The sequence below is a fragment of the Actinoplanes sp. NPDC051513 genome (assembly GCF_044454685.1).
Taxonomy (GTDB): Bacteria; Actinomycetota; Actinomycetes; order Mycobacteriales; family Micromonosporaceae; genus Actinoplanes.
In genome coordinates this window covers 170,934-195,950 of record NZ_JBITDW010000011.1, presented here as the reverse complement: position 1 = coordinate 195,950, position 25,017 = coordinate 170,934, and the positions used below count along the sequence as shown (strand labels likewise).

Here is a 25,017-nt window from a genome sequence, read left to right as displayed (position 1 = left end):
CGGGCTTTCCCCCGAGTGAGGATCCGACATGAGTGAGGGTGTGGTCGCCCCCCGTGAGCCGATGCGGGCCGACGGTGACCTGTACAAGACCGTCTCGTCCAACCGGATGTCCGAGGCGATCGTCGATCAGATCCGCGGGCTGATCCGCAGCGAGCAGCTGCGGCCCGGCGACCGGCTGCCCAGCGAGCGCGACCTCGGCGAGCGGATGGGCGTCAGCCGGGTCACCGTCCGCGAGGCGATGCGGGTGCTCGAGGCCGGCGGCCTCATCGAGATCCGGGTGGGCGCGCGCGGCGGGGCGGTCGTCACGACTCCGTCGTCCAGCAAGATCGGGACGGGTCTGGCCGACCTGATCAGCCTGTCCCCGCTCACCGCGGCCGAGGTGACCGAGGCGCGTCAGGTCTTCGAACTGGGGATCATCCCGATGGTGGTCAACCGCGCGACCGAGGAGGACGTCGCCGAGCTGCGCGCGATGGTCGCCGGGCACCAGGCGGCGCTCAAGCGCGGCGAGTACAACATGCAGATGTCGGCCGAGTTCCACCAGCGCGTGGCCGCGTGCACGCACAACGCGGCGATCGAGATGCTCGTCCACTCGTTCCACGGCCCGCTGCTGATGTCGTTGCGCGAGGCCCAGGTGGCGGCGCCGCTGATGGGCGTCCGCGGCACGAACGAGCACCGCGACTTCGTCGAGGCGGTCGCCCGCCGCGACCTGGAGAAGGCCGAGGAGATCATGCGTGCCCACCTCGACCGGACGGCCCGCCGGGTGAGCCGCAAGAAGTCTTCCTGACCGTCGCAAGAAGACCCCGGCGCCTGTGACGCGCGCCGGGGTCTTCTTGCGTCCGGATCCGTCCTCTGGTCAAATGGTTAGACCATTACGAGGAGGGGTCGATGAGTGATCTCGAGGTCGACATGGTCGTGGTCGGGGCGGGGCCCGTGGGGCTCTACGCCGCGTACTACGCCGGCTTCCGCGGGATGTCGATCGCGGTGGTCGACTCGCTGCCGGAACCCGGCGGGCAGGTCGCCGCGCTCTATCCGGAGAAACTGATCCACGACGTGGCCGGGCTCCCCGGCGTCCGCGGGCGCGATCTGGTCAAATCCCTGCTGCGCCAGGCCGAGTCGTACGCGCCGCGGTGGCTGCTCGGCCAATCCGCGAGCACGATCGAACGGCTCGGCGACGGCCGGATCCGGCTGCACACCACCACCGGCACCGAAGTCGTCACCCGGTCGATCGTCCTGGCGGCCGGAATCGGCACCTTCCGCCCGCGGCCGCTGCCGGCCGGCGGTGAGTACCTCGGCCGCGGCGTCGACTACTTCGTGACCGATCCGGACGCGTACGCCGGGCACGACGTGCTCATCGTCGGCGGCGGAGACAGCGCGGTGGACTGGGCGCTCGCCCTCGAGCCCATTGCCCGTACGGTCACGCTCGTCCACCGGCGCGAGCGCTTCACCGCCCACGAGGCGTCGGTCGCCGAGCTGCGCCGATCCCGGGCCACCGTGCGTACGCCGTACGTCGTCCACGCCCTCAGCGGCGACCGCGAGGTGAGCCGGGCGATCCTGCGCGGCACTGCGGCCGGCGAACTGCACGAGGTCGATTGTTCCCGGGTGGTCGCCGCCCTCGGCTTCACCGCCGACCTCGGCCCGCTGACCGGATGGGGACTGCGGATCGTCGACCGGCACATCGTCGTCGACTCGACCATGGCGACCGGCGTCCCCGGCGTGTACGCGGCCGGCGACGTCACCGAGTACCCCGGCAAGGTCCGTCTGATCTCGGTCGGCTTCGGCGAGGCGGCGCTGGCCGTCAACAACGCGGCCGTCGCCGGTGACCCGTCCGCGCAGCTCTTCCCCGGCCACTCGACCGCCACCGCCTAGCCGCATTGCTGGAAGGATCCGTCATGCCGTTCTTCGTCACCGGCGCGTGCCTCGACGTGCTCGACAAGTCCTGCATCGAGGAGTGCCCGGTCGACTGCATCTACGAAGGGGGTCGCAAGATGTACATCAACCCCCGGGAGTGCATCGACTGCGGCGCCTGCGAGGCGGTCTGCCCGGTCGCCGCGATCGCGTCCGACCTCCCGCTGAGCGAGCCCAACCGGCCGTGGCGCGACGACAACCGGGCGTTCTTCGAGAGCGTGCTGCCCGGCCGCGACGAGCCGCTGGGATCGTCGGGCGGCGCCACCGGCCTGGGCCGGATCGACGCCGACACACCGCTGGCGGCCACCTCCTGAGCGGCATGTTCAGCTCGCTGCGCGAGCCCAACTACCGCCTGTTCTTCGTCGGCCAGCTCGCCTCGGTCATGGGCAACTGGATGCAGACGGTCGCCCAGTCGTTCCTCGTCCTCGACCTGACCCACTCCGGCACCGAACTGGGCCTGACCGTCGCCGCCCGCTACGCGCCGGTCTTCCTGTTCGGCCCGTGGGGCGGCGTGATCGCCGATCGGTTCGACCGGCGCCGGCTGATGTTCGCCACCCAGATCGCCTCGGCCGTGCTGGCCGTCGCCTTCGCGCTGCTGATCGCGCTGGGCCTGATCCGCCTGCCGATGGTCTACCTGCTGGCGATCGGCTTCGGGCTGGTCAACGTCATCGACAACCCGGCACGCCAGTCGATGATCTCCGACCTGGTGAGCCGTGAGCACCTGTCCAACGCCGTGCTCCTCAACTCCATCACCATCAACGCCGCCCGGGTCTTCGGCGCCGCGGCCGGTGGCGTGATCGCGGCCGGCCTCGGCCTCGCGCTGTGCTTCGCGCTGAACGCCCTGTCGTTCGTCATCGTCGTGGTCACGCTGCTGCTGATGGACACCGCCCGGATCGCCCGGTCGCCATCGGCCCCCCGCGCGCCGCGCCAGGTGCGCGAGGGATTCCACTACGTCGCGCGTACGCCCGAACTGCTGTTCCCGCTGCTGATGATCGCGCTCGTCGGGATGCTTGCCTGGGAGTTCCCGGTGAGCCTCCCGTTGCTGGCCGGCCAGACGTTCCATGCCGGCGCCGGCACGTACGGGCTGATGACCTCGGTGATGGGCGCGGGCGCGGTGGCCGGCGGGCTGGTCTCGGCCTCCCGCAAGCACATCGGCACCCGGGCGCTGGCCCTCTCGGCGATCGGCTGGGGCACGGCGATCACGCTGGCCGCCGTCGCGCCAACCCTGCCGATCGAGTACGCGGTGCTCGCGCTCGTCGGATACGGGAGCATCACCTTCAACTCGTACGGGAAAATCGCCCTGCAGATGACCGCCCGCCCCGAGATGCGCGGTCGGGTGATGGCCCTGTGGGCGCTGGCGTGGGTCGGCTCGACCCCGATCGGCGGCCCGATCGTAGGGTGGTTCGGCCAGAACCTGGGCGCCCGCTGGGGGCTGCTGGTCGGCGGGATCCCCACCCTGATCATCGGCCTGGCACTGTATCCGGCGCTGTCGCGCCTGGACCGCCCCGCGGAGACGGCGGTCCGATAAGGGACGCCGATCTCGATACTTGTGTCGCCGACGCGCACACTGCCCGCATGGCTCGCGTCGATGCGATGCCGGCCGCGGGTGCCGGCGGGATCAACCACCGCCAGCAGCCTGGCCGGCCCCGCCGAGATCACGATTACCACCACCGCGTACAGCACCCACTGCACTGCACTGCCCACCCGACGCGGATCGCGCGCATCTGTCCTTGGGTGAGGTCGGCGGCCTGGTCGAGTCCCCACGGGGTCGCCGAATTTCCGGACGGCCCTTCGTTTGCTCGGGTGGACGTGCGAACGTCAGCCGCCGGTGCTGGTGGTCAGGGCGGTCTGGAAGTCGGCCACCGGATCGAGGGACGTTGTGGCACTGCGCCAGGCGACATGCCCGTCGGGGCGGACGAGGACCGCGCCGTCGGCTGCGACGCCGTACAGGTCGGGCCATTGCGGTTCGGCCAGGACGTGGCTGTCGACGGGTACGCCGGGGCAGCGGGCAACGGCGGCGCGCCAGGCGTGGCCGGGCGCGGCGGTCAGCAGGACGAAGCGTTTGTCGAACAGGTCGATGGTGGAGGTCCCATCGGCTCGCCACAGGTGCGGTGCTCGGCGGCCGGGCGCGGCGGTCTGCTGGTAGTCGGCGCCCGCCGGGTCAGCGTCGGGACTGTCGTCGCCGACGATGACCGGCGACGCGTACTGGTAGCCCATGTCGAGCTGGGCCAGGCTGCGTCCGCTGAACGGCACACCGTTCCCGGTGAAGATCCGCGTCCAGGCGGCGCCGGTCTCCTCGGCGTTGCGCCGGCCGACCGGTTCGCGTTCGGCGGCGTAGCTGTCCAGCAGCTTCTCACCGCCGCACCCGTGGACAACGGCGGCGATCTTCCAAGCGAGGTTGTGCACGTCGTGCATCGCCGCGCTGACTCCGGTAGCGCCGGCGGGCGGGAAGCGGTGGGCGGCATCACCGGCCAGGAAGACCGGCCCTTGCGCGTACCGGGCGGCCGACTGCGCGGCTGCCGTCCATGGGCTGGTGGCCAGCACCTCCAGCTTCAGGTCGCCGAGGCCGAGGATCCGGCGGACGACTGTGGCGGGATCGTCGTCGGGAGCGATCGGCCCGGGCCGGCTGATCACCCAACGGTCGTCGGCGTGGGTCCAGATCAAGGCCGCGCCGGTGGCGGTGAGGAAGTAGATTCCCCGCGGGCGAGGACCGGTCAGCGCGCTCAGGTCGGCACGGAACGCGATCATCGTCTGCCGGCCGACGTCCTCCGGGCCGTTCATGGCGATGCCCAGGTGCTGACGTACGCCGCTGCGGGCGCCGTCGGCCGCGATCATCCACCGCGCCCGGACCTCGGCACGGCGGCCCGACGCTCGCTCGACAACCGTGGCCCGCACACCGTCGCCGACGGTCTGGAACGACTCCAGCAGGACGCCCGTGCGCAGCTGTGCGTACGCGTGGCCGCGGGCCAGGAAGCGGCCCGCACCGATCCGGACATCGCCCGAGACATGCAGACCATCGCCGCCAACCGCGAAGGTGCCTTCCGCCGCCACATCGAAGCCATCGCAGCCCACCTCGCCCCCGGCGTCAGCATCGACGACGGCGTGGCCATCTACCTCACCCTCGTCCTGCCCGAGGTCTATCGAACCCTGGTCATCGAACGCGGATGGACCACCGACCGCTACGAAGACTGGCTCGCCGACGCCTTGACCACGCAACTGTTGCCTTGAGGAACCATCAGGACAGGTAGCGATGCGAAAGAGGGCCGGACAACGGTCAAACCGCACCTATTCACTGATGATGTGACTTCTGCTGGTAAGCGCTTTCCTCGCTGCGGTAGGTGTCAATAGATTGACGACCTTCGATACCAGACGGAGGCATCAATGACCAGTGAACCGGCCGAACGTGCCGGCGTGCCGCGACGTAGCCTGCTGCTCGGGACGGCTGCCGGCGCCGGCGCCCTCGCGCTGGGCGTCGGCGCGATCGCGCCCGCGGCGCACGCGGCGGCGGCGTTCGTCAAGGGCGCGGACATCAGCTGGATGCCGCAGATGGAAGCGAAGGGCTACTACTGGAACAACAGTAGCGGCGTGCGGCAGGACCTGTTCACCATCCTCAAGGGCTACGGCATCACGGCGGTCAGCCTGCGCACCTGGGTCAACCCGTCCAGCGACCCGGGCAACGGCCATTGCAGCATCGAGGAGACCGCGCAGGTGGCGCAGCGCGCCAAGAACGCCGGCATGCAGGTGCTCATCGGCTTCCATTTCGGCGACACCTGGAACTCGGTCGGCGTGCAGAACCCGCCGGCGGCCTGGGCCGGCCTGAGTTACAGCCAGATGCTTCAGGCCATGTACGACTACGTCTACCACTCCTGCAACGTCATCAAGTACTACGGCGTGACGCCGGCATGGGTGAAGATCGGCAACGAGACCAACTCCGGCATCTGCAAGCCGACCGGCAGCATCAGCAAGCCGGCCCAGATGACTGGCCTGCTCAACGCCGCGTACGACATGTCCAAGCAGGTCTTCCCGAGCACGCCGGTGCTGGTGCACCTGGCCCAGCCGCAGAACCTGGCCGGCGTCCAGAATTTCCTGGACGCCTACCGCAGCAACGGCGGGAAGTGGGACATCACCGGCCTGTCCTCGTACGCCCAGGGCGGGAACGTGCCCACGGTGCTGGCCAATATGCAGACCATCCAGTCCAGCTACGGCAAGCCGGTCATGCAGGTCGAGTACGGCGGCCCGGTGGGCAAGCCCACCCAGGTGCGCGACTCGCTGAGGGCGTTCGTCACCGGGATCAAGGGCTTCGGTGGACTGGGCACCTTCTTCTGGGAGCCGGAGGGCTACCCGTCCTTCAACAACTACAACAGTTCAGCCTGGGACGAGAGCAGCCGACGGCCCACGGCGGCCATGGACGGTTTCCTCAACGTGTGATCGGGAGCGACTGATGCACCCTGCCGCAACGACGACCCGTGCTCTGCTCATCGCGGCGGTCACGGTCAGCCCCATTGCGATCATCGCCGACGCGGCGACGGCGAGTCACGCAGCGGCCGCGATGGCCTACTACATCGCCCCCAACGGCAACGACGGCGCGGCGGGCACCCAGGCCGCTCCGTGGGCGTCGATCGCCCGCGCCCAAACCGCTGCCCAAGCCGGCGACACGGTCTATTTCCGGGGCGGCACCTACGCCTACAGTCGCGCGAACACCGCCTGTTCGAGCCGGACAGCCCGCGTCGACGCGATCACCCTGAGCAAGAGTGGCGGCTCCGGCAGTCCCATCCGCTACTGGGCATACCCGGGGGAGAAGCCGATCTTCGACTTCTCCCGGATGACCGACGACTGCCGCATCAAAGGCTTCGACGTCACCGGCAGCTGGATCCACCTCAAGGGACTGGAAGTCACCGGCGTACGCCAGAACAACACCCTCAACCATGAATCGTGGGGGATCTGGATCTCCGGCGCCAACAACACCTTCGAGCAGATCAACGTCCACCACATCATGGGTACGGGTCTGTTCGTCAACGGTGGGGGCGGCAACCTCGTGGTGAACTCCGATGCGCACGACAACTACGACTCCCTCAGCTCCAACGGGGCCGGCGAGAGCGGCGACGGATTCGGCGCGCACTACATGCCGGCCGGTGCTCCCAGCAACGTGTTCCGCGGTTGCCGGGCCTGGAACAACTCGGACGACGGCTTCGACCTGATCGACGCCTACTCGCCGGTGGTCATCGAGAGCTCGTGGGCGTGGCGGAACGGCTACGTGCCGGGAACGACCACCGCCGCCGGCAACGGCAACGGGTTCAAGGCGGGCGGCTACGGTGGTGACTACGACGCCGGCGCGGTGAAGCACACCGTTCGCCTCTCGGTCGCCTTCGCCAACCGGGCGGCCGGCTTCTACGCCAACCACCATCCGGTGGCGAACGACTTCTTCAACAACACCAGCTACGGCAACCACCCCGACTTCAACATGTTGGGGGTCGATTCGAGCGGCGCCGCCGTCGGCCAGGGGAACCTGCGCAACAACATCGCCTACGCCGGCACCCTCACGTCGAACATGACCGGCGCGAACGCCTCGTACAACTCGTGGAATCTGGGCCTTCCCCTGTCGGACGGACAGTTCCAGAGCGTCTCGGTATCCGGTTGGGACGCGCCCCGCCAAGCCGGCGGCAGCCTGCCCGTCCTGCCCCAGCTCCACCTCTCCGCGAACAGCACCCTGATCGACAAAGGCACCGCTGTCGGCCTGCCCTACCAGGGCTCGGCGCCGGATCTCGGCGCCTTCGAACAGCGGTAGAAGCCACGCGAAGCTCTCTCGCCAACCGGGAAGGAGGACAGATGCGACTGCGTTCCCGTCCAACGGTCGCTCTCCTCACCACCGGCGCCATCGTCGCCGGCGCCGTCCTCTCCACCGCCCTCGCCGCGCACGCCGCCGCCGGCTGCACGGTCACCTACAAGGTGACCAGCCAATGGCCCGGCGGCTTCGGCGCGAGCGTGGACGTCACCAACCTCGGCGATCCCCTCACCGGTTGGAGGCTGACCTGGTCGTTCACCGCCGGGCAGACGATCAACCAGCTGTGGAACGGCACCGTGACCCAGTCCGGCGCGAGCGTCACGGTCGCCAATGCCGCCTGGAACGGCAGCATCGACACCGGGGCCACCACCTCGTTCGGCTTCAACGCCTCGAACAGCGGCGCGTCCAACACGGTGCCCGCCGCCTTCTTCCTCAACGGCGCCGCCTGCACCGGCAGCACGGCGCCCACCACCTCGACGCCGGCGACCCCGACGACCCCGGCGACCTCCAGCGGGCCCGCCGCCGGCGTCCTCGACCAGGTCAGCACGCCGAGCCGGGTCCGGCCGGCCAACGCCGGAGTGCAGTTCACCTGGCCCGGCACGTACTTCGAAGGACGCTTCCGCGGCACCGGCGTGGGCCTCGTGCTCAACGACGCCAACAACGACTACGTCGTCGAGGTGGACGGGGCGATCGTCGGCACGCTGGTGACGCCGGGGCAGACCACCTATTGGGTCAAGGGCCTGGCGGACCGTGACCACACCGTGCGGCTGGCGAAGCGTACGGAAAGCCCGTGGGCCGTGGGTGAGTTCGACGGCCTGGTCGCCGCGAACGGCGGCGTGATCCTCGCCAAGCCGGCGGCCCGTAGCCGGCAGATCGAGTTCATCGGCGACTCGTGGACCGCCGGCTACGGCGACATGTCCACCACGCGGGACTGCGGCAGCAACGGCGGCGTCACCCGGAACACCAACGCCGACGTCAGCTTCGGCGCGCTGACCGCCAAAGGCTTGAACGCCGGCTACCAGATCAACGCCTGGTCCGGTCTCGGCATGGTGCGCAACTACAACGGCACGAACCCCGATGACAACTTCCGCACCTACTACGACACCGACCTGCAGGCCCTCTACAACAGCGCGACCTGGCAGGTGCCGAGCACCTGGCGACCGCGAGCGGTCGTGATCGGCCTCGGCATCAACGACTTCTCCACCGCGCTCAACTCCGGCGAGAAGTGGGCGACGATCGACGAACTGGCCGCCGACTACCGGACGGCCTATCTGGCGTTCATCGACAAGCTGCGGGCCCGGTACGGCTCCGACACGTTCATCGTGCTCACCTATCCCGATCTGTCGTACCAGACCACCGCGTTCGCCACCTCGATCCAGCAGATCGTCAAGACGCGCAACGACGCGGGCGACTCCCGCGTGTCCGCGGTGTACTACGACGACACGGCCCTCGGACTCGACCACCTCGGCTGCGACTGGCACCCGTCGCAGCACGACCACCGGATCATCGCCGGCGCCCTGACCCAGTACCTCTCGACGCTTCCTCTGACCTGGTAGGAGGTTTCCGTGAAGTCCCTGCTCGCCCTCGCGATCGCCGTGCTCGTCCTGCCGGCGCCGGCCGCCGCCGCGGCCATCACCACCTATTACGTCGCGCCCACCGGCAGCGACAGCAACGCCGGCACCCTGGCCGCGCCGTTCGCCACCATCCAGAAGGCGGTCGCCGTCGTCGCCGCCGGCGACACGATCGCCCTGCGCGGGGGCACCTACAAACTCGACACCACCATCACGATCGCGAAGAGCGGCACCGCGAGCGCGCCCATCACGCTCGCCGCCTACCAGTCGGAGCGCCCGGTCATCGACGCCGAGGCGCTGCCCTACACGCCCGGCGCGGTCGGCTCGACCATCCCCAGCGCGCAGCGCGGCGCGATCCACATGGAGGCTTCCTACTGGCGGATCACCGGCCTCGAGATCGTCCACGGCCCGTACGCGGTCTATTGCAACAACTGCAACAACAACACGTTCGAGCGGTTGTCCACGCACGACAACTACGAGACCGGCTTCCAGTTGCAGGGCACCTCGGCCGGCAACCTGATCCTCAACCTGGACAGCTACCACAACCGGGACCCGCGCAAGAACGGCGAGAGCGCCGATGGCCTGGGCATCAAGGAGGGCAGCGGCACCGGCAACGTGGTGCGCGGCGCACGGCTGTGGAACAACATCGACGACGGCTTCGACGCGTGGGCCTTCACCTCGCCGATCACGATCCAGAACAGCATCGCGTACGGCAACGGCTACAACCGCTGGAGCATCCCCAACTTCTCCGGCGACGGCAACGGCTTCAAGCTGGGCGGCAGCGGCGGCACCGGCCCGGCCGCCGGCCACGCGGTGAGCAACAGCATGTCGTTCGGCAACGCCGCGCACGGCTTCACCGACAACGGCAACACCGGCACCATCACGATCAGCCGCAGCACCGCCTACCAGAACGCGAAGACCGGCTTCGACGTCGACGGCGGCTCCGCCTCGAAGCTGACCGCCAACCTGGCGGTGGGCAACAAGACCGCGGTGGCGCTGGGCTCCTCGACGGCCTCGGGCAACTCGTGGAACATCGGCGGCACCTGGACACTGCTCAGCACCGACCAGTCCACGATCACCGGCGCCCGCAACAGCGACGGCTCGATCCGTACCTCCAACTTCCTGGTGCCGGCCAACGGCGCCGCGGTAGGAGCCAAGATCTAGGTGACCGGCCGCTTCCGGCACGAGCCGGAAGCGGCCGACCGTCACGACCTGCGGCTCCACCAGGGCCAATCGCTGTCCGACGCGCGCGAACGTGGTCATCGGAACCCAGCGGACCCGCACCCCGTCAGAACACCATGCGATGGAGATCATGGTTGCAGCTGTCCGCGTCGGCGCTCATGGCCGCTCTTGGGGCGGGACTGACGTGGGCGACCAACCCGTTGGAGGGCAAGCGCAACGGCCTGACCGTGATCTTCGGCGACCATGCCTCGGCGCCGGCCACCCTGGTCCTCCTCGGCGCACTGATGGTGGTGCTCGCCGGTGTCGTGGCCGCCATGGTGTACCGCCGGAGGATGTTCGCGTGGGCGGCGATCGTGGGCGGCCTGACCGCGCTGAGCTGTGTCAGTTGGTACGGCATCCGGATCAGCGGCGAGCGGGTCCGCGCCATCGGCATGGACAGCGCCGGAAACCTCATCGAGCCGGAGGCGGTCAGCCGCCTTGGCATCGGCTGGTATCTCACAACTGCCTCGCTCCTGACACTGGCTGTGCTCGCCATCGGCCTCATGCGGCGTGCCCGCACCATCTCCTGACCGGATGCCCTGCTGCACCGGGGAGCGAGCAAAGGCACGACCGGACGGCACCGTCGGCGGACAGACGGGGATCGGCGCCTCGATCGCGTGATCGAGACGGTCATGCAGATCCAACGGGTGCCACGTCGACGACCACCAGCAGCGCCTCGTGCCACCCCGATACTCTCGGATTGACCTGTCCGCATCGCAACGATCGGAGCTTCCCCAATGAGCGCCATCGACGATCCCGCCGCAGAGCCCAGCAGGGACCCAGCTCGTGCGGACCGAGCAAACGACGAGCTGGAAGACTGGCTGTCGGATCTTCGCACCGAGGTGGCCGCTGATTCATCTGAATGGATGAACGAAGATTCAGCCGGCCAGCACCCGGCCGACAGGGCGGTTGAGCCCGGCCCGCTTCCCCTCGGCCAACGCGAGACCGGCGTCTCTGAGCCGAGCAGCGGCGGACGACACCGCGCCGCGGACTAAGCGACCCACCGGACCGTTCCATCCAGGTCAGCGTCATCGCCCTCCGGCCGGGCGGACGCGCGATGACAACGGCATAGGACTGACCGGCTGGCAGCCTGATCGACCGCGGGCGACGGCCGCAGGTCTCGGTCCGGGGACGCAGCGCGTTGATTCCGACCTTGCCCATAGTCGTCGGCATCCAACTGGCGTGGCGGATGCCGCGCCCAGTTGAGGTTGGAAGACACCTCGGGCTCAAGCCGGGAACGACGTATGGGCGAGGCGCTCGGAGATCTGCCAGATGCGGGTCGCGTCGTCGGTGCTTCGGAGCCGGGAGTAAACCGTCTGCTCGGCGGGCGCGCCGGACAGGTGCTGAAAACCGCTCGGCCCGTACATCCGGGCACCGCGGGCGTCCGGGCTGGTGGCCGCCAGGAGGGCCGGCAGCAGGGCGGTCTCGGACGTGCCGACGATCAGGCCGCGGCGGGCCAAGGCGTGGATCAGACGAGCCCCGGTGGTTGGCCGGGCCCGGCCCACCTCGGGGCGCGCGGTCAGCAGGCTGGTAGCGGCGACGCCGGGGTGGGCGAGGTTGCTGGTGATACCCCAGTTCCCGGCCTGGCTGCGCCGCTGCAGCTCGAGTCCGAACAGGCCGAACGCGATCTTGGATTGGCTGTAGGCGCGCATGCCGTTGTAGGACTTCTCCCAGTTCAGGTCGTCCCAGTTGATGGCGTTGGAGTTGGCGGCCACGCTGATCTGCGACGTCACCCGGGCCCGGCCGGCGCGCAGCAGGGGCAACAGCTGGGCGACGAGAGCGAAATGCCCGAGGTGGTTCGTGCCGAACTGCAGCTCGTACCCGTCGGCAGTGGTCTGCCGGTCGGGCGGCGTCATGACGCCGGCGTTGTTGACGAGGATCTGGATCGGGCGATCCTCGTCCCGCAGGCGCGCCCCGAGCGCGGCTACCGACTCGAGCGACGAAAGGTCGAGCTCCCGCAACGACACAACAGCCTGCGGGTGCCGGCGCCGGATCGTTGCGATCGCCGCCTCACCCTTGCCGAGATTGCGTACCGGCATGAGCACCTCGGCGCCCGAAGCGGCCAGGCGCGCCGCCAGGCCCAGTCCGACGCCGTCGCTCGCGCCCGTGACCACGGCGAGCTTGCCCGCAAGGCGGGGAACGGCGATGTCGGTCGGCGTACGCGTCATGATGTGCTCCTGGAATCTCGGGCCTCGACGGCGAATGTGTTTCCAGGCTGGCCGCGATCCTCGGGGACATCCACGGCCTGTCGATCCCAGGCTGACCGGGTGGGCCGGCGACGAGAAGGGGGGATCGGCAATCCGTGGCTGCACCCCGTGACCGGCTGGTAGAACCAACCTCGTGATCGATCGAACTGGGCTCGCCGAGTTCCTGCGCCGCCGCCGGGAGTCCCTGCAGCCCGAGGACGTGGGCCTCCCGCGCGGGCAACGCCGGCGCACCAGCGGACTGCGTCGCGAGGAGGTCGCCGCGCTCTGCCACCTCTCCGTCGACTACTACAGCCGGCTCGAGCGCGAGCGCGGCCCGCACCCGTCCGAACGCCTGCTCGCCTCGATCGCGCAGGGCCTGCATCTGTCCCTCGACGAACGCGACCACCTGTTTCGCCTGGCCGGGCACAATCCCCCGGCCCGGGGCTCGATCAGCGAGCACATCAGTCCGGGTCTGCTGCGCATCTTCGACCGTCTGGCCGACAGCCCGGCCGAGATCATCACCGAGCTCGGCGAGACGCTGCGGCAGACCCCGCTCGGCGTCGCGCTCACCGGCGACCTCACGCGCTACACCGGCCCGGCCCGCAGCATCGGCTACCGATGGTTCACCGACCCGGCCACCCGGGCCTTCTATCCACCGGAGGATCACACGCACCACTCCCGCGTCTTCGCCTCCGGGCTGCGCCGGGTCCGCACGCTCCGCGGGCGCAACTCGCGGGCCGCGCACCTCACCGAGCTCCTGCTCGAGCGCAGCGAGGAGTTCCGCACCGTCTGGAGCGAGCACGAGGTCGATGTCGGCTTCGACGACACCAAGCGCGTCGTGCACCCCGAGCTCGGCGACCTCGAGCTTTCCTGCCAGTCGCTGATCGATCCGGGGCAGTCGCACGTCCTGCTGGTCTACACCGCTACCCCCGGTAGCGAGAGCTACGAGAAATTGCAGCTGCTCGCCGCCATCGGGCCGTAACGGCCACCGCTGCCGGGGGTCAGGCGGTGATGTCGCGGAACTGCGGTGGGGCGGTTGCTGGGGTCGGCCGTTTGAAGCGGGAGCGAACGGGCACGCCAATCACTGGCCGTCGTCGTTCGTAGGAGGTTGTCATGCCGGGTCGTGAGGACATGCCGAGCACGCTGAAGCGGTCGCCGAAGAAGGCGCAGGACACCTACGCCGAGACTCACGACTCGGCTGTCGAGCAGTACGGCGAGGGTGAGCGGGCGCATCGCACGGCGTTCTCGGCGGTCAAGCATTCGTTCGAGAAGGTCGGCGACCACTGGGAGCCGAAGGAGCAGAAGGGGCCGAGCGACGCCAAGGCGGCCGGCGGCCGGGACACCGACGCGGAGACGGCCGGTGGGGTGGACGCGAACGCGAGCAAGACGCACCTGCTGGACGTGGCCGGGCGCCTCGACATCAGCGGCCGCTCCCGGATGACGAAGGCCGAGCTGGTCGACGCGATCCAGAAGGCGAACACGGCCGCCACCAGCAAGGCTCGCGCCCGGTGAGTGCCGTGTCCGGCCAGGCACCGGCACCATCGACATCGGCGGTCGGGCCGACTCAGCCCCGTCTTTAATCGGTCAGGCGTCGGCGCTGGAGTCCACGTTGCGCGGCGGTCATGATCCGCACGGTCGGTCAGCCCATGCCGGCGCCGTGTAGCAGTTCTTCGTGTTGGCATCGGCCTTCACGGCTGCCTTTGATCGGCCGGCATCACTGAGGTGCGGCCGGAGCTTCGTGTAACGCACATCACACACGTATCGGACACCTTCTTGTCATCGCATCGACACATCTCTATGCTCCAGGAAAGCGCTTACCTGTGGTCAGCCCACCACGCGACGCGCTCTCGACAACGAGGTGAGACAGAGATGAAACGACCACCCGCTCTACGATGGATCGCCGCAGGGGCCACCGCAGTCGCGGCCGCCGCTATCACGGTGATGTTGCCGCTGTCCTATGCATCGGCCGCTGACAACCTGAGCCTCAACGGCGGCGCCGATGGTTCCAGCAAGGCCAGCGGCACCAGCTACGGCAACGTCAAGGACGGCAACACCAGCACCTACTGGTCGCCGGCCAGCACGCTCGGTTATGTCTCGGTCAAATGGAGCAGCGCCACCACGGTGTCCCAGGCCGTCATCAGGCAGGCCTCCGGCGGCGGCTCGATCAGCGCCTGGCGGCTGCTCAATGCCGACAACGGCGCCGTCCTGGCCAGCGGCAGCGGCAGCCCGAGCACCATCTCGTTCTCCTCGACGTCGCTGAAGAAGCTCACGCTCGACATCACCAACGCGTCCAGCGCGCCGCGGATCGCCGAGTTCGAGACGTACGCCAGCGGCGGCTCGACCCCGACCACGAGCCCTACGACCGGCCCCACCACCAGCCCGACCAGCAACCCCGGCACCCCGACCGGCGCATGGCCGAGCTCGGCCGGTTCAGCCAGCGTGTCCGGGACGGTCTCCGTCTCGGGGACCTTCGACGGTGGCATGAAGACCTACTGCTGTATCGGTGACGGCTCGCAGAACGAGTCCCAGGACCCGATGTTCGAGATCGCGAACGGCGGCACCCTGCAAAATGTCATCCTCGGCTCTCCCGCCGGTGACGGCGTGCACTGCCTGGGAACCTGCACCATCAGGAACGTCTGGTGGAACGACATCGGCGAGGACGCCGCAACCTTCCTGCAAACCAACGGTGGCACCAGCTACGTCATCGGCGGCGGCGCGAGGAACGGCAGCGACAAGACGTTCCAGCACAACGGCAACGGCACCGTCAACATCTCGGGCTTCTACCTCAACGGCGCCGGCAAGCTCTACCGAGCCTGCGGCAACTGCACCAATTCGTACCAGCGCAACGTCGTGGTCAACAACGTGCTGCTGACCGGTGTCGACTACGTCGTCGGCATCAACACCAACTGGGGCGACACCGCCACCATCACCCGCGTCACCGTCAACTCCGGCGCGGTGGTCTGCGGCATGTACAAGGGTGTCGCCAAGGGCAGCGAACCGAGCTACCTCGGCGAAGGCTGGAACACCAGCAACTGCAAGGTGAACAAGAGCGACGTCACCTACCGGTAGGCCGCTGCTACAAGTTCTCCGGGGCCGCTCACCAATGAGGTGGGCGGCCCCAGGGCTGATCCGCTTGCTGCCGGATGGCACGCTCATGCACCGTGACCGAGACCCGCGAACAGATCATCGACTTCTGTCCGGCATTGCGCGGTGGGGACGCCGTGAGAAATCCGGATCTCGTAAAGGCTCGCCCGTGAGGGCGGTCATCGTCGCGGCCGCGGTCGCGTTCATCATCTCGCTGTTCGGCACGCCGGTGGCCATCCGAGTCTTCACCGCGCTCAAGGCCGGCCAGCCGATCCGATCCATCGGCCCGGCCACCCATCTGGCCAAGAAGGGCACCCCCACCATGGGCGGCGTGGCCTTCATCGTGGCCACCGTCTTCGCGTACGTGGCGGGGCACGTCGCCCTGACCACCCTGCCCGACCGGCAGATCGCGCAGGAGGGCCCGACGATGACGGCCCTGGTCCTGCTCGGGCTGTTCGTGTTCTGCGGCGTGGTGGGCTTCCTGGACGACTTCCTCAAGGTGCGCCGGCGCAACTCCGACGGACTGTCCGCCAAAGGCAAGCTGCTCGGCCAGGCGATCGTCGGCGGCGGGTTCGGCATCGCCGCGCTCTACGTGGCCAGCACCAACGGCCAGACCGTGGCGAGCGAGCACATCTCGTTCATCCGGGACATCAGCTGGCTCGACGTCGGCAAGGTCGGCTCGGTGATCGTGTTCGTGTTCGTGATCATGGCGATGTCCAACGGCGTGAACCTCACCGACGGTCTCGACGGCCTCGCCACCGGCGCCTCGATCCTGGTGCTCGGGGCGTACGCGCTGATCGGTTTCTGGCAGTACCGGCACTGGTGCGGCGACACCGACTACGCCCGGGTCAACGACTACTGCTACCAGGTGCGGGATCCCCTGGAGATCGCGATGATCGCCGCCGCCGCGGCGGCCGCCTGTGTGGGCTTCCTGTGGTGGAACACGTCCCCGGCGCGGATCTTCATGGGTGACGTGGGCTCGCTGGCGCTCGGCGGCCTGATCGGCGGGCTCGCGGTGGCGACCCGCACCACGCTGCTTTCGATCTTGATCGGCGGGCTCTTCGTCCTCATCACGACGACCTGGGTGATCCAGATCGTCTCGTTCCGGACCACCGGTAGACGTGTCTTCCGGATGGTGCCGTTGCACCACCATTTCGAGCTGGCCGGCTGGAGCGAGGTCAATATCGTGGTCCGGTTCTGGATCGTGGCCGGCGTCTGCGTGGCGGCCGGCCTGGGCCTGTTCTACTCGGATTTCCTGGCGGCCGTCGGTTAAGAGCCACTCGCGATAGCGCGCAGCGCGTCGAGCACGGCCCGAACCGGTCAGGAAGTGCCGGTGAGCTGCCAGGTGTACGCGCCCTTACCGTCGTTGGCGATGTCGTAGACGATCTTGCCGTCGGCCGAGACGCCGGAGGTGTTGGCCGATTGCCACGCGCAGGTGAAGGCAAGGCTGCCCGAGTCATAGCTGTTGATCGACGGATACCCGGTGCCGGTGCACTTGTTGACGTCGTTCTTCTGCACCCACACCGTGGCCGTGAAGCTGTTGAACCGCTTACCGACGATGAATCCGCCGTCCCAGCTGACGTTGCTGATCGCCTGGTAACTGCCGACATGGTTGTAGAGGCAAAGGTCGACGTAGACGGTGATGTCCGGCTTGCCGGGCAGGGCGATTTTCTTGGCCTGGTAGTACTCCTGGGTGTAGTTGCCTGAGCAGTACTCCACGTCCGCTGCCGCGGCGCTGGTGGCCGGAGCTACGGCGGTGGCCCCGGCTACGGCAGCCGCGACGACCCCGGCGCGGCGCAGTCCCATTCCCCACATCGATGTCCTCCTTGGTTGTCCGGTGCAAACGTCCACGTGTCGGCCATGCCGAACGGGCCGCGGCTTCAGTCTTTGCCGGCCACCTCCGCGTACCAACGTGTTTCGGGCTCGGCCGAAAAGCGACGATGCCCTGAATCGACTAGGTTGGATGAGCACGGGACTGCGGGGGTGGCGTTGGTGTACCGGATTCACTTCACCGCTGCCGACCTGGCAGGCACCCGGGTCGCGGGTTCGCCCCGGCCCTTGCTCGAGGCCCTCATGGCGATGCGCCTGCTGCAGGAACGAACCGAACCGGCGCGCTTCGACGCCTGGCGTCACCAGGTCCGTGCCCGGCTGCGGCAACCGGCTCGGGCCCTGTTCGACCTCGTGCCCGCCCGCGGGTACACGCCGATGTTCCTCGCGCCGAACGCGTCGGGCACCGTGGCCGAGCAACTGGACCTGGTCCGCGGCGCGGATCCGCGGGACATCGCCGCCGAGATGGCCACCTTCGCCGGCCTGCATGCGGTGCCGCGCTGGGCCCGCGATCTCGACCGGGACCCGCGCGCCATCGAGCGCCTTACCGGCATGCTCGGCGAGATGCACACCGCGGCGGTGGCGCCGTACTGGCCGCAGGTCTCGGCCCAATTCACCGCCGACCGCTCCGCTCGCGCCCGGCAATTCCTCGACGGTGGGATCGACCGGCTCCTGGCCGGCCTGCACCCGGGTCACATCCGGTGGCGGCCGCCGGTGTTGGAAGTCCTCACTGTCTCCCGCCGCCGTGGCGAGCTGCATCTCGGCGGACGTGGGCTTCTCCTCGTTCCCACCGTCCTGGGCCCGCCGGCGCCGACGGTCGATACCGCAGGCCCGCAGCCGTACGTGACCTACCCGGCCACCGCCGACACCCAGATCGGCGCCCGGATCATCGCGGCCATGCCGACCGGCCGGGCCCCGATCACCGTGCCGCATCTCGCGGCGTTGCTGGGCCGCACCCGAGCCGCGATCCTGTTCTCGATCGCCGAACGTCCGGGCTGCACCACCACAGAACTGGCCACAGCCACACGGATCAGCCCGTCCAGTGCCAGCGAACACGCCACCGTGCTCCGCGCCGCCGGCCTGATCAGCTCGGCACGGCACCGCCAAACGGTCCTGCACACGCTCACCGCGGCCGGCGACTCCCTGCTCGCAGCCAACGTCCCGGCCGGTGCCGGCGACGAATGAACCTGACCGTCACCCCTCGCGCACTGTCAATGGCGGCCTGCTTCCCGCATGGCCTCACTCGCGGGCAAAGCAGAAGGTCGTCGCGGTGGCGGCCGGGTTGCTCTCCGAGCTGACGGTCACCGTTGTACGGCGGGTGTCCTTCGTCCAGACCTCCACCGACGACGTGTGGCCGGCAGGGATGCCGATCACGGTGCGGGGGAGCGAGGCGCCGGGGGCCGAGACCCGGAAGACGTCGGCGGCTCGGCCGGTGTTGCGGACGGGGATGGTGCAGCGTGTCCAGCCGGAACGGTCGGGGCGGGCCAGGTCCGGGTACGCCTTGACGCCCCGCGCGTAGGGGCCGGCGCCGTCCAGGGAGCGGACGGCCACCTCGTACGAAAGCACGCCTTTGTTGTTGCGGTTGCGGTCGAGGACGTAGAAGTGCAGGCGGTTCTCCGTGTCGACGTACTCGAAGCGGCTGCCTGAGTTGGTGCCGGCGTGGAAGAGGGCGTCGGAGAGCTGGCGGTAGTCGCCGATCGTCATCTTCTGCGGTGTGCCGTCCGGCAGGACGAAGTCGACCTTGTCGATGTCCTGCGGGTTCGCGTCGATCGTCCAGATGAAGGGGGCGGCGTCCTGGTTCTTGGTCTTGGCGAGCAGGACGCCGGAGTCGGGCGTGAACGAGTCGTAGCCCATCCGGTCGACGACCTCGAGCGTGTAGTTGTCGTAGCCGCCGCCGTCGCAGAAGGGGTCGGTCGCGGGATCGCAGGCAGCCGAGTGGTCCCCGCCGTCCAGGGTGACGTTGATTCCGGCCACCCGGCCGTTCTCGACCTCGCGGGCGGTCACCCGAGTCAGCACCACGCCCGAGGTGGCCAGCGTGTCACGAGAGAGCTTCAGCACCCCGTCGTCGTCGACGATGCCGAGCTTCATCTTGTTGCGCAGCATGTGCTGGGCGCCCATCGACGAGCCGGCCGTGCCCGGGATGAGCCAGCGGCTGTGCGGGCCGCCGGGGCCGTTGAACGTGCCCCGGCTGAGCATCTCCCACGGGCCGCTGTAGTCGCGGCGCGCCGGGATGCCGTACGGATTGTTGTAGTTGTCGCCGACGCCGAGGATGTGGCTGAATTCGTGCGCGTACGTCGACATGCCGGAGCTTTCGGCCTGCAGCGAGCTGCCCTGGGCCGCGTTCGGCCAAATGTTGGCCGAGGCCTGCCAGGAGGTCCATTCGACGTAGCGGGTGGCGTTCCAGTTGGGCAGCGCGTCGTCCGGCGGGCCCCAGTCGTCGGTCACGTCCTGTTTGGTCGTGAACTTCATCTGGCCGAACTCCTGCCAGGTGGCCGACTCGTCCTGCCCGGCGGACAGGAAGAAGACGAAGTCGTACTTGGCCGCCTCGGCCTCGCCGACCGCGGCGATCCAGGCGGCGCGCGCGTCGGCACGCAGGTTGCGGCCGCAGGTGTCGCCGGACGGGCATCCCTGGCCGCGCTGCATCTGGGTCTCGATGCCGTACTCATGACTGTCGGCCGGCATCTGGTAGACGCCGAAGGCGCTCAGCTCGATGCCGAACCGGCCGTTCGAATCCTCCATCCAGTACTCATGGATGGTGTGGCCGCGGTTGAGCTTGCCGGGCTTGTTGAGGAAGTCGCGGTAGAACCGCGGCACGTCGGCCCGGGCCAGATTCTGTACGCCGGAGGGGTTTCCGTAGATGGTGGAGTTCGCGGGCCGCGTGACGACGAACGGCTGGTTGGGGTAGTCGACGAGCACGAGGGCGCCGTTGAAGTTGCGCTCCGACCCGCGTACGGCCGGGTCGGCCCAGTCGGTGCCCGGCACCGGCTTGTAGTCCGACCAGGTCATGGTGTCGGGTAGTTCGTAGCGCTGCGGGTCGACCGGCTGTGGGCCTCCGCCTTTGCCGGTCAGGGCGGCGGCCTCGTCGGCCTGCCATGGCTGGGTCTGCGGCCAATGCCGCATCCGCCAGGGCGTGGCGGGGTCGACGCCGTCGGAGGGCGCGGCTATGGCCGGCGAGGCGATGAGGGCGCCGGCCAGGGCCAGCATCGCTGCGGAGGTGGCGGAGACCAGGCGTCGCGCGCTCGTCATGCCGCCATCCTGGCAAATTAATCGACATGCTTCAATCGGGCGATGGCGCGCAGCGCGTCGAGCACTGCCCGGACCGATGCGCGGTGCAGCGTTTCCGGCCTGGTCAGGACGTCGATGTGGCGGCCGGCCGGCAGGTCGGCCAGCGGCCGCAGCACTAGCCGTGGGTCTTCCGGCGTCGTGTGGCCCGGCAGCAGGGCGAGCGCCTCCCCGGCCGCGATCACCGACGCTGCGACCGTGAATTCGTTGATCCGGTGGCGGACGTCGAGGGGCCGCCCGGCCAGCGCCGCGATCGCGGTCAGCACCCCGGTCAGCGGAAATCCTTCGTGCACGCTGATCCACGGCCAGGCGCTCACGTCGGCCGCGGTGAGCCGGTCGTGCGCGGCTAGCGGATGATCGGCCGACATCGCGACGTACAGCGGCTCGTGAATCAGCGGGATCACCGTGAGCCGGTCGGCGGGCCAGGGCGGACTGTGTGCCAGCCGGTGCGCCAGCACCAGGTCGTAGTCGCCGACCAGAGCCGGGAACTCGTTCTGCGCCACGTCTCGGTCCGCGCACCGCACCGGCGGCCCGCCGGTCTCGGCGAGTCGTGTGATCAGCGGCGCGAACCAGGTCAGCCCGGCGCTGTGGAACGCGGCCACGGTGACCGGCGTGCCCGGTGCGTCCAGGTAGTCGCCGACCGCCCGGGACGCCCGGTCGAGCGCGGTCATCACCTCGACCGCGGCCGTTGCCAGGGCCCGGCCCGCCTCGGTCAGCACCAGGCGCCGCCCGCTGCGCTCGGTCAGCGGCACCGGCGCCGACCGTTGCAGGACGTTGAGCTGCTGGGACACCGCGGACGGGGTGATGTGCAGCGCGCGGGCCACCGCGGCGACACTGCCCCGTTCGCCGAGTTCGCGCAGCAGCCTCAGGTGGTGCGGATCCATTAGCCCCACTACATCGTCGATTCACCAGTTGGCGTCTTGTCTACCGTATCGGCGGGTCGCAGGCTTCCGGTGTGAGAGGGGACCTTCTGTTACTGGCCGTGGCCGTGATCTGGGGCAGCAGCTATCTGGCGGCCAAGACGCTGGTCGTGGCCGGCGGGGTGCTGGTGGTGCTGGCGCTGCGCTATCTGGTGTCGATGGTGGCGATGCTGCCGCTGATGACCGTCCGGCGTCCGGCGCGGGCCGAGGTGGCGACCGGACTTCTGCTCGGTTGCACGCAGGCGGCGGTGCTGGCGCTGGAGACGTACGGGGTCTCGCTCACCAGCGCCACCAACGCCGGAGTTCTGATCAGCCTGACCATCCTGCTCACGCCGCTCCTGCAGGGCGGCCTGCCGCCGCGGTTCTTTCTGGCCGCCGCGGTCGCGACCGGCGGAGTGGTGCTTCTGGTCGCGGGGCCCGGTTTGCGTACGCCGTCGGCCGGCGACGCCTTGATGCTGGCCGCCGCCGTGGTCCGTGCCGCACACGTCACGCTGTCCGGGCGGTTAAGCCGGCCCTCCTACGACACGGTCACCCTGACCACGTTGCAGACCGTAGTGGGGGCAGTCGTGTTCACCGTCGCGGCCGGTCCGTCGCTGCTTCCGGCGGCCGCCGGTTTCTCTGGCGACGAGTGGCTGGGCGTGCTCTACCTGGCGCTGGGCTGCAGTGTCTTCGCCTTCGTGGTGCAGTTGTGGGCCGTACGCCGCACCTCGGCCGCCCGGGCGAGCCTGCTGCTCGGCACCGAGCCGGTGTGGGCCGTCCTGATCGGCGTCAGCCTCGGCGGCGAGCACCTGACCGTCCTCGCGGCGGCCGGCATCGCCCTGGTCCTGGCCGGCACCTTCTGGGGCCAGCGGGTCGAACGCGTCCACCGCACGGGCCCGGAGCGGGACGGTGCTCCGGTACCGGACCGGAGCACCGTCACCTCATCGGCGGGTCTTGGGTAGGTCGAACTGGTCGGCTGAGCGGCAGTCCTTCTGGTTGCCGATCGCGGCGGGTCCCAGGTCGGCGAGGGCTTCGCGCGCTCGTTGCCGGCCGAGGTTCCACGCGTACCAGGGGTCGGGTTCCTTGAGGTCCTCCGCGATCCAGCTCAGCGTGCACCGCCGTACGGGATCGGGAAGTTTGGTCAGAGCGGGAGTCGCGTCGGCGGAGAGAGCCCGCAGATACCAGGCGTCGATTTTGCCGGAGCCCTGGTAGCGGGCCGCGTTCCGGCTGGCCACGTAGCCCTCGGGGTCGAGGGCCGCCAGACCGAGCAGCATCAGCACGGCGAGAGCGACAGTGGTCGCGGGGATCCACCGGCCCCGCCACTTGATTCCGGCGACCGCGATCAGCACGAAGATCACGCCGAGCAGCATCTCGGACGCCATCACGAAGATCCGCTCACCGGTGAAGCTGTAGACCCGCTGGTACTCCCACATCCGCGACAGCGCGGACGCCACGATGACGACACTCAAGGCACAGAGCAGACCCAGCAGTACGCGTAGCAGCAGTCGTTCCACCGGCTGGTCCCGTTTCGCCCAGCGAGCCAGGGCCGCGATCAACGCCAGCGACAGCAGCGTCACCGCGACCAGCTGCCAGAAGCCGCTCCGGGCGTACTCCGAGTAGCTGAGCCCGGCCGTCTTCAGCACGTGCCGGCGTCCGCCGAACAGCACGGTGAACTGCACCGCCACGAAACCGCCGAAGAGCAACACCAGCGCGGCGCAGGCCGGCGCCCACTCGATCAGGCCGAGCCTGCCCTTGCCCTCGGTGTCCAGGCTGGATGTCGCCGGCGGCGCGGTCAGCGTGTAGATCCCGGAGACGGCGAGCAGGCCACCGGCCACGGCCAGGAAGATCCACTGGAAGACCGAGCCGATGGCGAAATCGGGGATGGCATCGTCCAGCAGCTCGGAGAACGCGATGTCGGCCGACGACAACAGCGCGCCGAAGACGAGCAGCACCACGACGGTGAGGGCGACCGAGAAGAAGGCCCGCCGGGCGATTCCCGGGTTACGGCCCGTCTTCAGGTGCCGGCGGACCCAGGGGATGCCGGCGAGTGCCGCGTACGGGGCGGCCACCAGGCTGAACAGGATCGACCTGACCTGCCGGCCGCCGACGATCGCCAGCGCGGTGCAGCCGATCGCGCCCAGCACGCTGAACGTCACCAGCCACCACGCGTTGCGGAACGCCAGGATGAGCAGCAGGGCGAGCGCCGCCGCGGCCCAGCCGGCACGGACCAGCCGTTCCCGGCGCGGCAGATCGGCGGACTTCCGGACGCCGAACGCCACTCCCAGCGTCAGCACGAGCCAGCCGAGGAACCAGCCGATACCGACCCGGTCCAGCGGCAGGAAGATCAGGAAGCCGAGGGCGCCGGCGAGCACACCGGCCGGGACGGGCCAGCCCCGGGCTTCCTTCGGTGCGGGCCAATGCTTCTTGCGGAACGTCTGCCAAGGGCTTGGCGGCCGCTCGTACGTGCCGAACGGGCGTATCGGGTGCGGGGGTGCGTACGGCTGAGCAACTATCGCTTCAGGTTTCAGCGGTTGGGGGGTCAGCGGCGGGACTGCTCGGGGTGCCGGGGTCGTGCTCTCGGCCGGTTTCGGGGCGACCGCGGTCGGCGTGGTGGCCGCCGGGATGGTTGCGGACGGCGTGATCGCGGGTTTCTCGGGTTGGTCGGCCGGCTTGGTGACGGCCGGGGCCGACGCCGGGGCCGGGACCATTGGCACGAACAGGGCATACCCCCGCGTACCAGATGGAATCTGGACTGGGATTGCCCATGCCGTTTCACCGTCGGTCCCCGGCCAGACCATCGACGGGATCGCGTCGGTAGGCGGCATGACCAGCAGTTGGGGTGCCGGCACAGAGGCGGCCGGAACGTCTTTGCCGGTGTCCGCGGGAACGGCCTTGGCCGCTTCTGCGGGATCAGAACGCTCTGGTGGCAGGTCCGCCACTGCACCCTCCCTGGTTGCTCGGTGCGCACACCGTAAGCCGTGCGCACCGCAATTTCTACGCGGGGACGGGTCCGTATCGCCGCGACGGCTGGCCGGATTGGCACGGATGCGGGAGCAATGGACGGTCGGTGTCCAGCCCAGACGAAGCTCGCGGTGGGCGGTGATCACGCCGGCGCCGAGGACTTTGACGCCCGCGGTCGAGACGCCGGAGCCGGCTGACGTCGTGCCGGCTCGGTCGGCCACGCGACCGCTCCTGGCCGGCATCGAGGTGATCTGAAACCTGGATCGAGTTTAAATTGGTGTATCTCGATGTGACTTGCC

At 69.3% G+C, this 25,017-nt stretch carries 22 protein-coding genes; 16 read left to right on the top strand and 6 right to left on the bottom strand.

The window, feature by feature from the left end:
* The first annotated feature begins 28 nt into the window (after window positions 1–28).
* From ACIA5D_RS31540 to ACIA5D_RS31525, 4 genes are all read left to right on the top strand, one after another.
* Window positions 29–784 carry a FadR/GntR family transcriptional regulator gene (locus ACIA5D_RS31540; RefSeq protein ID WP_396033982.1) on the top strand — a complete coding sequence of 252 codons (756 nt, stop codon included), beginning with the start codon at window positions 29–31 and terminating at the stop codon, window positions 782–784.
* 101 nt (window positions 785–885) lie between these two features.
* The gene (locus tag ACIA5D_RS31535; RefSeq protein WP_396033981.1) at window positions 886–1,866 is read left to right on the top strand and encodes an NAD(P)/FAD-dependent oxidoreductase; all 981 of its coding nucleotides are present in this window, start codon (window positions 886–888) and stop codon (window positions 1,864–1,866) included.
* A gap of 23 nt (window positions 1,867–1,889) precedes the next feature.
* Window positions 1,890–2,219 (top strand): ferredoxin, encoded by a 330-nt coding sequence (fdxA, locus tag ACIA5D_RS31530; protein WP_396033980.1) that lies wholly within the window; start codon window positions 1,890–1,892, stop codon window positions 2,217–2,219.
* A 5-nt stretch (window positions 2,220–2,224) separates the two neighbouring features.
* Complete coding sequence (locus tag ACIA5D_RS31525; RefSeq protein ID WP_396033979.1) at window positions 2,225–3,433, top strand: MFS transporter; 1,209 nt, start codon at window positions 2,225–2,227, stop codon at window positions 3,431–3,433.
* A gap of 290 nt (window positions 3,434–3,723) precedes the next feature.
* On the opposite strand, the gene ACIA5D_RS31520 is transcribed toward ACIA5D_RS31525, so the two are convergent.
* A complete protein-coding gene (locus ACIA5D_RS31520; RefSeq protein WP_396034016.1) occupies window positions 3,724–4,800 on the bottom strand; it encodes an FAD-dependent monooxygenase in 1,077 nt (358 codons plus the stop codon).
* Here ACIA5D_RS31520 and ACIA5D_RS31515 point away from each other — a divergent pair.
* From ACIA5D_RS31515 to ACIA5D_RS31490, 6 genes are all read left to right on the top strand, one after another.
* Window positions 4,699–5,133, top strand: a complete 435-nt coding sequence (locus tag ACIA5D_RS31515; protein WP_396034017.1) for a hypothetical protein — start codon at window positions 4,699–4,701, stop codon at window positions 5,131–5,133. The two genes, ACIA5D_RS31520 and ACIA5D_RS31515, sit on opposite strands and share 102 nt — an antisense overlap.
* 153 nt (window positions 5,134–5,286) lie before the next feature.
* Window positions 5,287–6,333 carry a glycosyl hydrolase 53 family protein gene (locus ACIA5D_RS31510; protein ID WP_396033978.1) on the top strand — a complete coding sequence of 349 codons (1,047 nt, stop codon included), beginning with the start codon at window positions 5,287–5,289 and terminating at the stop codon, window positions 6,331–6,333.
* Between the two features lie 13 nt (window positions 6,334–6,346).
* Window positions 6,347–7,690, top strand: coding sequence for a right-handed parallel beta-helix repeat-containing protein (locus ACIA5D_RS31505; protein ID WP_396033977.1), 1,344 nt, complete (start codon window positions 6,347–6,349; stop codon window positions 7,688–7,690).
* Window positions 7,691–7,731: 41 nt separating this feature from the next.
* Complete coding sequence (locus tag ACIA5D_RS31500) at window positions 7,732–9,243, top strand: cellulose binding domain-containing protein (protein WP_396033976.1); 1,512 nt, start codon at window positions 7,732–7,734, stop codon at window positions 9,241–9,243.
* Between the two features lie 9 nt (window positions 9,244–9,252).
* Window positions 9,253–10,422, top strand: coding sequence for a right-handed parallel beta-helix repeat-containing protein (locus ACIA5D_RS31495; RefSeq protein WP_396033975.1), 1,170 nt, complete (start codon window positions 9,253–9,255; stop codon window positions 10,420–10,422).
* A gap of 152 nt (window positions 10,423–10,574) precedes the next feature.
* Complete coding sequence (locus tag ACIA5D_RS31490; protein ID WP_396033974.1) at window positions 10,575–11,009, top strand: hypothetical protein; 435 nt, start codon at window positions 10,575–10,577, stop codon at window positions 11,007–11,009.
* A 696-nt stretch (window positions 11,010–11,705) separates the two neighbouring features.
* On the opposite strand, the gene ACIA5D_RS31485 is transcribed toward ACIA5D_RS31490, so the two are convergent.
* Window positions 11,706–12,647: an SDR family oxidoreductase gene (locus tag ACIA5D_RS31485; protein ID WP_396033973.1), complete on the bottom strand. Its 942-nt coding sequence runs from the start codon at window positions 12,645–12,647 to the stop codon at window positions 11,706–11,708.
* A 175-nt stretch (window positions 12,648–12,822) separates the two neighbouring features.
* Between ACIA5D_RS31485 and ACIA5D_RS31480 the strand changes: the two genes are divergently transcribed.
* From ACIA5D_RS31480 to mraY, 4 genes are all read left to right on the top strand, one after another.
* On the top strand, window positions 12,823–13,647 hold the full coding sequence (locus ACIA5D_RS31480; RefSeq protein ID WP_396034015.1) for a helix-turn-helix transcriptional regulator: 825 nt from the start codon (window positions 12,823–12,825) through the stop codon (window positions 13,645–13,647).
* A gap of 131 nt (window positions 13,648–13,778) precedes the next feature.
* Complete coding sequence (locus tag ACIA5D_RS31475; RefSeq protein WP_396033972.1) at window positions 13,779–14,177, top strand: ChaB family protein; 399 nt, start codon at window positions 13,779–13,781, stop codon at window positions 14,175–14,177.
* Between the two features lie 357 nt (window positions 14,178–14,534).
* Window positions 14,535–15,734, top strand: a complete 1,200-nt coding sequence (locus ACIA5D_RS31470) for a pectate lyase (protein WP_396033971.1) — start codon at window positions 14,535–14,537, stop codon at window positions 15,732–15,734.
* A gap of 184 nt (window positions 15,735–15,918) precedes the next feature.
* Window positions 15,919–17,022, top strand: coding sequence for a phospho-N-acetylmuramoyl-pentapeptide-transferase (mraY, locus tag ACIA5D_RS31465; protein WP_396033970.1), 1,104 nt, complete (start codon window positions 15,919–15,921; stop codon window positions 17,020–17,022).
* A gap of 47 nt (window positions 17,023–17,069) precedes the next feature.
* Here the strand turns inward: mraY and ACIA5D_RS31460 are convergent, their stop codons facing one another.
* Entirely contained in the window at window positions 17,070–17,564 is a 495-nt protein-coding gene (locus tag ACIA5D_RS31460; RefSeq protein ID WP_396033969.1) for a hypothetical protein, read from the bottom strand.
* A gap of 177 nt (window positions 17,565–17,741) precedes the next feature.
* On the opposite strand from ACIA5D_RS31460, the gene ACIA5D_RS31455 reads away from it, so the two are divergent.
* A complete protein-coding gene (locus tag ACIA5D_RS31455) occupies window positions 17,742–18,761 on the top strand; it encodes a winged helix-turn-helix domain-containing protein (protein ID WP_396033968.1) in 1,020 nt (339 codons plus the stop codon).
* A gap of 54 nt (window positions 18,762–18,815) precedes the next feature.
* Here the strand turns inward: ACIA5D_RS31455 and ACIA5D_RS31450 are convergent, their stop codons facing one another.
* Both ACIA5D_RS31450 and ACIA5D_RS31445 read right to left on the bottom strand, forming a co-directional pair.
* A complete protein-coding gene (locus ACIA5D_RS31450; protein ID WP_396033967.1) occupies window positions 18,816–20,822 on the bottom strand; it encodes a M6 family metalloprotease domain-containing protein in 2,007 nt (668 codons plus the stop codon).
* A 17-nt stretch (window positions 20,823–20,839) separates the two neighbouring features.
* Window positions 20,840–21,742 (bottom strand): LysR family transcriptional regulator, encoded by a 903-nt coding sequence (locus ACIA5D_RS31445; RefSeq protein WP_396033966.1) that lies wholly within the window; start codon window positions 21,740–21,742, stop codon window positions 20,840–20,842.
* A gap of 71 nt (window positions 21,743–21,813) precedes the next feature.
* Here ACIA5D_RS31445 and ACIA5D_RS31440 point away from each other — a divergent pair, with 71 nt between their 5' ends.
* Window positions 21,814–22,719, top strand: a complete 906-nt coding sequence (locus ACIA5D_RS31440) for a DMT family transporter (protein WP_396033965.1) — start codon at window positions 21,814–21,816, stop codon at window positions 22,717–22,719.
* Here ACIA5D_RS31440 and ACIA5D_RS31435 read toward each other — a convergent pair.
* The gene (locus tag ACIA5D_RS31435) at window positions 22,699–24,465 is read right to left on the bottom strand and encodes a DUF4153 domain-containing protein (RefSeq protein WP_396034014.1); all 1,767 of its coding nucleotides are present in this window, start codon (window positions 24,463–24,465) and stop codon (window positions 22,699–22,701) included. The two genes, ACIA5D_RS31440 and ACIA5D_RS31435, sit on opposite strands and share 21 nt — an antisense overlap.
* Window positions 24,466–25,017: the final 552 nt, after the last annotated feature.